The sequence below is a fragment of the Deferrivibrio essentukiensis genome (assembly GCF_020480685.1).
Taxonomy (GTDB): Bacteria; Chrysiogenota; Deferribacteres; order Deferribacterales; family Deferrivibrionaceae; genus Deferrivibrio; species Deferrivibrio essentukiensis.
Genome location: NZ_JAJAFU010000034.1, coordinates 1 through 9,501 on the forward strand (window position 1 = coordinate 1; position 9,501 = coordinate 9,501).

General features: G+C 31.8%; 11 protein-coding genes. 9 read left to right on the forward strand and 2 right to left on the reverse strand.

From position 1 onward, the window contains the following. Both LF845_RS11360 and LF845_RS11365 read left to right on the forward strand, forming a co-directional pair. Positions 1 to 480, forward strand: a 480-nt coding sequence (locus tag LF845_RS11360) for an EAL domain-containing protein (RefSeq protein ID WP_242821133.1), incomplete at its 5' end; no start/stop codon positions are given. A gap of 100 nt (positions 481 to 580) precedes the next feature. After that, entirely contained in the window at positions 581 to 1,312 is a 732-nt protein-coding gene (locus LF845_RS11365; RefSeq protein WP_242821134.1) for a dienelactone hydrolase family protein, read from the forward strand. Positions 1,313 to 1,351: 39 nt separating this feature from the next. On the opposite strand, the gene LF845_RS11370 is transcribed toward LF845_RS11365, so the two are convergent. Then, positions 1,352 to 2,665, reverse strand: coding sequence for a hypothetical protein (locus tag LF845_RS11370; protein WP_242821135.1), 1,314 nt, complete (start codon positions 2,663 to 2,665; stop codon positions 1,352 to 1,354). A gap of 115 nt (positions 2,666 to 2,780) precedes the next feature. On the opposite strand from LF845_RS11370, the gene LF845_RS11375 reads away from it, so the two are divergent. The 7 genes from LF845_RS11375 (at position 2,781) to LF845_RS11405 (ending at position 8,408) form a co-directional block, all read left to right on the forward strand. Further along, on the forward strand, positions 2,781 to 3,560 hold the full coding sequence (locus LF845_RS11375; RefSeq protein ID WP_242821136.1) for an ABC transporter permease: 780 nt from the start codon (positions 2,781 to 2,783) through the stop codon (positions 3,558 to 3,560). Then, on the forward strand, positions 3,557 to 4,063 hold the full coding sequence (locus tag LF845_RS11380; protein ID WP_242821137.1) for a hypothetical protein: 507 nt from the start codon (positions 3,557 to 3,559) through the stop codon (positions 4,061 to 4,063). Before LF845_RS11375 ends, LF845_RS11380 begins: the two co-directional genes overlap by 4 nt. Further along, positions 4,036 to 5,028, forward strand: coding sequence for an MlaD family protein (locus LF845_RS11385; protein WP_242821138.1), 993 nt, complete (start codon positions 4,036 to 4,038; stop codon positions 5,026 to 5,028). Before LF845_RS11380 ends, LF845_RS11385 begins: the two co-directional genes overlap by 28 nt. Continuing rightward, positions 5,025 to 5,693 carry a hypothetical protein gene (locus LF845_RS11390; RefSeq protein ID WP_242821139.1) on the forward strand — a complete coding sequence of 223 codons (669 nt, stop codon included), beginning with the start codon at positions 5,025 to 5,027 and terminating at the stop codon, positions 5,691 to 5,693. The genes LF845_RS11385 and LF845_RS11390 overlap by 4 nt, the downstream gene beginning before the upstream one ends. A gap of 118 nt (positions 5,694 to 5,811) precedes the next feature. Continuing rightward, a complete protein-coding gene (locus tag LF845_RS11395) occupies positions 5,812 to 6,150 on the forward strand; it encodes a P-II family nitrogen regulator (protein WP_242821140.1) in 339 nt (112 codons plus the stop codon). A gap of 28 nt (positions 6,151 to 6,178) precedes the next feature. Further along, positions 6,179 to 7,594: a type I glutamate--ammonia ligase gene (gene glnA, locus LF845_RS11400; RefSeq protein WP_242821141.1), complete on the forward strand. Its 1,416-nt coding sequence runs from the start codon at positions 6,179 to 6,181 to the stop codon at positions 7,592 to 7,594. Further along, complete coding sequence (locus LF845_RS11405) at positions 7,584 to 8,408, forward strand: MBL fold metallo-hydrolase (RefSeq protein WP_242821142.1); 825 nt, start codon at positions 7,584 to 7,586, stop codon at positions 8,406 to 8,408. The genes glnA and LF845_RS11405 overlap by 11 nt, the downstream gene beginning before the upstream one ends. Here the strand turns inward: LF845_RS11405 and LF845_RS11410 are convergent. Then, the coding region (locus LF845_RS11410) for a GGDEF domain-containing protein (protein WP_242821143.1) at positions 8,401 to 9,501 on the reverse strand (1,101 nt) is incomplete at its 5' end. The genes LF845_RS11405 and LF845_RS11410 overlap by 8 nt on opposite strands.

Here is a 9,501-nt window from a genome sequence, read left to right on the forward strand (position 1 = left end):
ATAAATATCTCAGCTAACTCCATATCTAACGGATATGTTCTTGATTATATTGAGAAAATTCCTGAAGATTTTAAAAAACATATTAATATAGAGATAACTGAGAGAGTATTTCTAAACAATGTTGAAAATACCTTAGAAGTAATGAATGAGCTAAAAAGTAAAGGATTCAAGATTGAGATTGACGATTTTGGTACAGGTTTTTCAAGCCTTGGTTTTATTGATAAAGTGCCTGCAGATTTTTTAAAGATTGATATGACATTTGTAAGGAAAATGATTGAAAGCAACAAAATCAAAGGTATTGTAAAAACTATTATAGAGTTATCCAACAATCTTGGTATCCAAACAATTGCTGAGGGTGTTGAGACAAAAGAGCAGGTAGATTTGCTGAGTGAGCTTGGTTGCAAGTATTTACAGGGTTATTATTTTGCAAAACCTATGCCTTTGGAAGATGCTTTAGAGTTATTCAAAAGACAAATTTGACTTTTTTTATCGGGAGTAAACTTCCCCTTGAAAAAATCTATTAAAATACCATACTTTGAAAGTATGGTTTATGTTAAAATATAATATGTAAGGGGGATTTATGAAATTTATAAGGATTTTAGTATTGTTTCTTTTGGTAACCGGAGTAAGTTTTGCGGGGGATTTTGTTGAATATGGTTATGACGGCAAAACTTATGAGGGATATTATGCAAAGGTAAAGGATAGCTCACCTCTAATTTTTATGGTCCACGATTGGGATGGTATTACTGACTATGAATTAAAACGGGCTGATATGCTTAATGATTTAGGCTATTCTGTTTTTGTAATAGATATGTTTGGAAAAGGTGTAAAGCCTGTTACCGTAGATGAAAAGAGAGCGTTAACCGGAGCACTTTACAAAGACAGAAAGAGGATGAGAGGTATTTTGTATACTGCCTATGACAAAGCTGTTTCTCTAAAGGCAAATGTTAAAAATTCCATTGGTATGGGTTACTGTTTTGGCGGTACTGTAATACTTGAGTTTGCAAGAAGTGGGGCTGATTTGAAAGCTTTTGTACCATTCCATGGTGGTCTTGCAACACCTGAAGGGCAAGATTATTCAAATGTAAAAGGTCAAATCCTTGTTTTCCATGGTAGCGCGGATACGGCTGTCAAAATTGAGGATTTTGCCAATCTTGTAAAAGAGCTTGAAGCAAATCATGTTAAACATGAAATGATTACGTACAGTGGTGCACCTCATGCTTTTACTGTTTTTGGCAGTGACAGATACAGGGAAGATGCTGATAAAAAATCATGGAAAAGGTTTACAGAATTTTTACAGGAAGTTTTTTAAAGTTAGTTTTGGGGTACACATACCTTTAGTGTACCCTTATTACTTTTTATTAAACATTTTTTCAGCTACTTCAGGATACAGCTTTTTTATACATTCGGGGCATAGGCTATGCGTAAAGTCTAAATTATGACTTTTGGCTAAATATGTTTCGATGTGCTCCCAATCATTATTTTCTGTCCTGATTTTTTTACAAGAAGAGCAGATAGGTAATAGCTCTTTTAATGTTTTTATTTCATCCATAGCTTGTTTTAGCTCATTTTGTTTGGCAAGTAACTCTGACAGAATTTTATTATAGTTTTTAGACAGGTAATAAAGCTCTTTAACTTTATATGACTCACCTTCTTGTATAAATTCACCCTTTCTTATTTTGGTCAAAATATGTTTAAAAGGCCTGAAGAAATATAGTCCGTAAAATTTATAAGTATCGCGAATGCCTAAAAAGAGTAAAGTGAATATTAGTATTTCTAAAGCTAAAATTATTAAAATGAACTTATAAATACTTTTTTTGAAAATTGATATTTTTAGAATGATATTTCCGGTCATCTTTATATTGCCATAATTGAATTGGGATATTTTATAATATATACTTTTTAAGAAGAAGGTATCTGTTACAAATTCATTTTTATCTGACATTAAATAAGTTTCTAATTTTTTATCAATTATAACTTTTTTACCGTTAGCTACATCAAAAACATCTAAATAGTCACCACCACCGGCATAGAGTAAAGATAATTTTATATCATTATCATAGTTGGTCAGACCGGAGAAAACTTTGAGATAATCAAAACTAATGCCAATTTGTAAAAAATTGTCAACTTCCGGCAGATAGGAAAATGTGTATATTTTAAATGAATTTGATGCGGGGGTGTAAACAGGAAATGTAATGTCCACGTATGAAGGGTCTTTTTTCCCTTTAATTTCTTTTGCTAATTTAGCTGCATCTTCAAATTGCTTTAAATCCAGCCCTTTTTCACTTTTAAATGTAGTGTCTGTTATTATGAGATTATTATTGATTATAGCTATATCTGCTCCCCTGCCAAAAGTATACTCAAGCTCTTTTTTGGCCGCTTTTAAAAAGCTATCGGTGTCAGAAAATGTTTTATTTATAAGCAAATATGCTAACTCATTATGTTTTTGAGTTAGTTTTTGTGTAAGGTTTTCAGCCCTTTTATGCTCAATTTGCAAATAGTACTTTGTTATTTGAAAAAGATTGTTAGCGATGCTCTTATAATGCATAATAGAGTAAAAATAGATGGAGTATACTGTTACAGATAATATTAAAAAGAAAAGGATGGATATTACTATTGTGAGTTTAATTTGTTTATTGGTAAGAAGTTTAAATATTGTTTGCATATTTTTTTATAATTGTAATTTAGAAATTATGCAAGATAACTCTAAAAAAAGATTAGTATAAATTAACAGATTATGGTATCATTTAACGAGTAAAAGATTGGGGATTAATTTTATAATGATTTCAAATTTGTGCATAAAGGTTGGGAAATTTACTGTAGAGTCTTTTATTACTTTCACAGAATTTTTAGGGTTTTCCTTTGTAGTCTTAAAAAAGCTTATACATTTTAAAATATTAAATCCTGCAATAAGGCTTGTTTTTTTTAGACAGGTTTATTTTACCGGTGTGCAAATTTTAAATATATTTGTGTTGATTTCTTTTGTTATGGGGCTCGTATTTGTAGGGTTTTTAACTCAATTTTTAATAAAACTAAACGCTTATCAAGAGATTGGTCAGGTATTATCTGTATTAATAATTAGAGAGCTTGCACCCTTAATATCTGTCATTATGCTCGCTCTTCGTTCTTCTACCGCAGTTTCTGCTGAAATTGCAGTTATGAATATTACTGGAGAGACAAATACACTGAAAATGTACAAAATAGATTTGATAGATTATCTTTATATACCTCGAATACTTGCAGGGCTAATTGCTATGGTGTGTCTATCGTCATTTTTTACTTTCTTTTCTTTGGCGGGCGGGTATTTTTTACTTAGTATTCAGATGGGTGCAGATTTTATTTATATAATAAATGTGATTCTTGATTATATATCATTCAGCGATATTTTATGTTTTTTGTACAAAGCATTTTTATTCGGATTTATTTTGATGGCAATCCCAATATTTACTTCAAAAAATGTTAAGACAGCAAATACCGAAATCCCTATTGCACTGCTTAAAGGGATGATGCGACTTTTCTACGGTATAATATTTGTTGAGATTACAGGGTTTTTGATATGAAAATTTATTGGATAGATAATTATGTTAAGGATAAGGTAATTATTGGTGAGATTTTACAGTCTTTTCATGGAAAAGTAGCTTTGATAAATAGAAGATTTCCATTGATAAGTAATTTATCCGTTCTTGAAAACATTATTCTTCCTGCCTCATATTATTCTGATAATAAATATCTATTTTTTAAAGATAGGGTAGCAGAATATTTGAATAGGTTTGAAATGCTTCAAAAGATGCATTCAAGGCAGAATGAGTTAAGTAAATTTGAAAACTTTGTTGTAAGATTCTTACAGGCTTATTTTTCACCTTTTGAAAAAATTATAGCGGTTAATGAGCTTTATGAGTTTCATGATAATGAAAGGATATCAATTTTTCAGTTTTTAAAAGCTGAAAAAAGTGACAATGTGCTTTTTATGGAGTATAATAGGTATAAAGATATATATGAAGGGATAGAATATCAAAATATAGAGGATTATAAAAATTGGCTGATCCAAGATTTAAAAATTTAGAGTTTAAGGTTGGTCTTTTTGTATTAGCAGCTTTCACTATTATTGCGGTGGTGTTTGTACTTATTGGAATTAACAAAAAAGTTTTTGTAAAAAAGACTAAGATTTTTATTAATTCCTCTTCCGGTGAAGGTGTGAAAAAAGGTATGCCTGTCATATTTTCAGGGTTTCAGATAGCAAGGGTTGACTCTGTAAACCTGAAAGATACCGGTGAAGTGGTTATGAAGGTCAGTATCCCAAATAATTATGCTAAATGGATTAAAGTAGACTCAACGGCAAAGCTTGCCTCTCAAAACTTTATCGGCTCTTCTTCCATTGTCTTTGAGGGTGGGGCGGGGGAGCAAATTAAGGATGGAGCAGAGTTTTTTCTAAAGCGCGATAAAGGGCTTGATGAAATTATTGAGAAAGCAAAGCCTGTTATGGATGATATGAAGGTTATTGTGGAAAATTTAAGAATAATTACCGATAAGCTCGCAGATGACAACGGCTCTTTTAATATTTTTATGAGAGGACTTGCCGCATTAGGCTCTGACCTTCAAAATAAGGAAGGCTCAATGGGGTATTTGTTAAGGAGCGACTATCTTAAAGATGAAACTGCTAAAATAATTTTAAAGCTTACAGATTTTCAGGATAAACTTAATAAAGTGGCTTCAAATGCCGTAAATACTACCGATGAATTAGATCGTAAAATTAAAGCTTTTGATATTGAAAATGTCAATCAGTTGATAGGGATTTCCAAAAAACTTGCAGAAAACATAAACGATAAGGTTGCAAAAATTGACCCTATTTTGGCAAATGTAAGTAAAATATCAAAAGATGTGAGTGAAGCAACTGACAATGTGAGCCAAATGAGAAGGGATGTAGATTATATACTTAATAATACCAATGAGTTGATTCTGAATCTTGGTGATAAGTGGCCTTTTAATGCAGATAATGAAAAAGAAGTGAGGAAGCTTAAGATACCGTGAAAAAGTTAAGTACAGTACTTATAATTATTTTTATACTTTTTGGTTGCTCTTCTAAAAAGATTTCCCCGGTATTTCTTGAAGGGGAGGGCTTGTTTGAAAAATATATAGATAATTATTTAAAAGGGAAACAAGTCTCTGAAGTTTATTTTGATAAGGCGGTAAATGTATTTCAGAGGGCAGATGATTTTTGCAATATTAGCCGTTTGTATATAGCAAAATTTGTTTTAAATGAAGAAAGTAATGATATAAAATCTTTGGAGAGTGCCAAGTTTTTTGCTGACACAGGTAAATGTGGTGATGAGCAAAATATAATAAATTATCTAACAGATAAAGAGTACATTCTTGAAAAATTGCCTGACCACTACCAAAAGTATATTAGATTTAGAAACTCAAAAAAATATGAAGAATTATTAGATGATTTAAAAGATGCTCCGGAATATTTTAAAAGCAGAGTGTTGCGTAAAACTGCAAATGAATTAGAGTCAAACAATTCTCTTATATTAATAGATGAAGCGTATAAAATTGATAAGTTTAACGGATGGACTTTAAATATTTATAGAGACTTGAAAATAAAGAGGGATATTTTAGTGAAAATTGGTAGTGACATCTCAGAAATTGATTTAAGGATTAATAATCTGGAACATATTCTAATGATTAAAAATTAATCAGCAGTGATTAAAAAGAGTGCGTCTATGTTTATGATACCTATTAATTACAGTAAAATTTAATACAAAAAGTTGGCATTCAAATTGATATAATAAATATACATAATATGGAGGAGACATGAAAAAGATTGAGGCATTGATAAAACCTTTTAAGCTCGACGATGTAAAAGAAAAATTAACAGAGCTTGGCATTAAGGGGATTACAATTTCCGAAGTAAAGGGATTTGGAAGGCAAAAAGGGCATACGGAGCTTTATAGAGGGGCAGAGTATGTTATTGACTTTATTCCTAAAATAAAGATTGAATTGGTTTTGCCTGATGAGTTGGTTGAAGATGCGGTGAAGGCAATTATGGAAGCAGCAAAGACAGGCAGAATAGGTGATGGTAAAATTTTTGTGTTGCCGGTTGAAGAGGTAATAAGAATCAGGACAGGTGAAGTTGGAGAAAATGCTCTTTAAAATATAATAAATTAAATTAGGAGGAAGTATGACACCAAAAGAGATTTTACAATTAATTGAAGAGAAGGATATTAAATTTATTGATTTAAGATTTATGGATTTTATAGGTTTATGGCAACATTGCAGTTACCCTGCACACGCACTTACCTTAGATGTTTTTGAGGAAGGTATGGGGTTTGACGGCTCAAGTATGAGAGGGTGGCAGGCTATTAACAATAGTGATATGATTTTGCTGCCTGATCCGACTACTGCAAAAATTGATCCATTTGCTGCAGTACCAACATTAATTTTGATTTGCAATGTGTTTGATCCTATTACTAAAGAACCTTACACAAGAGATCCAAGACATATAGCAAAAAAATCTATCAATTATATGAAAGGGACAGGTATCGCTGATACTGCATTTTTTGGACCGGAAGCAGAGTTTTTTATATTTGATAACGTCAGATACGGCTATAATGCAAACAGTGGCTTTTTCTTCTTTGATAGTGTGGAAGGGGATTGGAATTCAGGTAGCAAACAGGATGGACAGAATTTAGGTTATAAAATTAGACATAAAGAAGGTTACTTTCCTGTGCCACCACACGATACATTGATGGATATACGTGCTGAGATGTGTCTTCTTATGGAGCAGTTGGGAATTACTGTAGAAGCTCATCACCATGAGGTAGCTACCGGTGGCCAGTGTGAGATTGATGTTAAATATGCTCCTATGGTTGAGCAGGCTGATAATATGCAGCTTTATAAATATGTTGTAAAAAATGTAGCAAGAATGCATGGCAAAACTGTCACTTTTATGCCAAAACCTATGTATGGCGATAACGGTAGCGGTATGCATTGTCATCAATCTTTATGGAAGGATGGGAAACCTCTCTTTGCAGGGGATGAATATGCAGGGCTTAGTGAGTTAGGACTTTACTATATTGGAGGTATTATAAAGCATGCCAAAGCAATTGCAGCTTTTACTAACCCTACAACAAACTCATATAAGAGGCTTGTACCGGGATATGAAGCACCTGTAAACCTTGCTTATTCATCAAGAAACAGAAGCGCTGCACTGAGAATTCCTATGTATAGCAATTCACCTAAAGCAAAAAGGGTTGAGGTTAGATTCCCTGACCCATCATGCAACCCATATCTTGCTTTTACTGCAATGCTTATGGCAGGACTTGATGGAATTGAAAATAAAATTGATCCAGGCGAACCTATGGATAAAAACCTCTACGATCTTGATCCGATTGAGCTTTTAAATGTACCTCAAATGCCGAAAAGCCTTGATGAAGCACTTGATGCTCTTGAAAAAGACCATGAATTTTTGCTTAAAGGTGATGTATTCACTGAGGATGTTATCTCTACATGGATATCTTACAAGAGGGAAAATGAATGTGCTCCAGTAAACATGAGGGTACATCCTTACGAGTTTAAACTTTACTATGACTGTTAATGAATCATTAGAAATAGTAATATTAGCTGATAATTATGTTGATAAACCCATGCTTGTTGCTGAGCATGGGTTTTCTTGCTTAATTGAATATAACGGGCTTAATATTTTATTTGATGCAGGGCAGGGCTTTAGCCTAAGAAATAATTTTAAAAAACTTTGTAATGATAAAAAAATAGACTTTGCTGTTTTAAGCCACGGACATTATGACCATTCTGACGGTTTTAAAGATTTTGATGTATCATCTTTAGATATTTATGCACATAAAAAAGTTTTTGCTGAACATTTGAGAAAAGGTGAGGATGATTTTGAATTTATAGGTGTTGATAAAACTGTTTTGAATAGTAAAAAATATAATTTTATCTTAAACGAAAATTTTTGCGAGATAAAGAAAGATATCTTTTTGTCAGGGGCTATCGACAGGGTGAATGAGTTTGATGTTGATAAGAATCTTTATTTAAAAACGGAGAATGGTATTTCAAAAGATAATTTCCCTGATGAGCAATATTTGGTAATAAAAACTTCAAAAGGGCTTGTAATTTTTACCGGTTGCTCTCATTCAGGCATTGAAAACATTATTTTGGATATTAAAAGAAAAACTAAAGATACTCCAATCTATGCAGTAATTGGCGGGTTTCATCTTTTTCGTTCATCCGACAATGAAATTATGAAAGTTGCAGACTTTCTTTTGGAATTAGAGGTAAAAATTATAATAACAGGACATTGTACAGGGATTAATGGGTTTCTTATTTTAAAAAATATTTTAAAAGACAAAGTATTGTTTTCAAAGGTTGGTCTTAAGTTAAAGATTATTTAGTATCTAAAGTGATGCAGTTTTTTCCTGATTTCTTAGATTCATAAAGCATTTTATCTACACGTCTTAAAAGTGAATCGTAAGTCTCATTTAATTTTTTGAATGCTACTCCGAAACTTGCTGTAATTTTACTGTTTTCAAGTGGTTTGTCCCATTTGGTGTTTTCTATTGCATTTCTAATCCTCTCAGCAAGTGACATAATTGTTTTTTCTGTTTCATTGATTGTCATTATTAAAAACTCTTCACCACCAAATCGTGTGACAACATCCCCCTCTCTGGTATATTTTCGCAATATGTCACCAATCTTTTTTAATACAATATCCCCTATATCGTGTCCGAATGTATCGTTAACATATTTAAAATCATCTATATCCAGCATAACAAACGATACACTATCTATCTTTTTCCTATCATGAAGGGCAAAAATACGTTTTATAGTTTCAGATAAGTAATGTCTGCTATGACATCCTGTCAGGTGGTCGAATGTTGACAGCTTATAATACCTATCTTTTTCTTTTTCCAAGTTTATTCTTATAAACTCTCTTTCAAGTGCAACCTCAAAAAGCTTAGCTGTTTTTATAAGAATACTTTTAACTTCATCAGTAAGTTCAGAAGTTTCTGTTAAATTTATCTTTATAAAACCTACCAATGACTCTGATGAGTCAAAAATAGAAATGAAGAGTTGATCATTATTTATGAAGATTTCATCCGGTTTGTTAGATTTATTACTATTTCCTAACATTGCCAACAATTCATCAATATCCGTAATTTCATCCCATACTAATCTGTTGGCACTAAAGGAGAAATGTTTGTCATTAAAGTATACATAATATGTAATTTCATTAACATTTAGAAGATTATTTATTTCATAGGAAATAAATTTCACAAGCTCTGAAAATGTCTTATATGTTGCCATTGATTGTAAGAGTCTTGATAGATAAATATTAAGTTTTCTTAGTTTTTCTATTTCGGAGTTTGTTTGTGTCAACAAAAACAACCCACAGTCTAAGTTTTTAAGGCTTGCAATAATCGGTTTAATCAGATTCTTTTTTATGATTGAGCCATGCTGAGGAGCAATCATTTCGATATCATATTC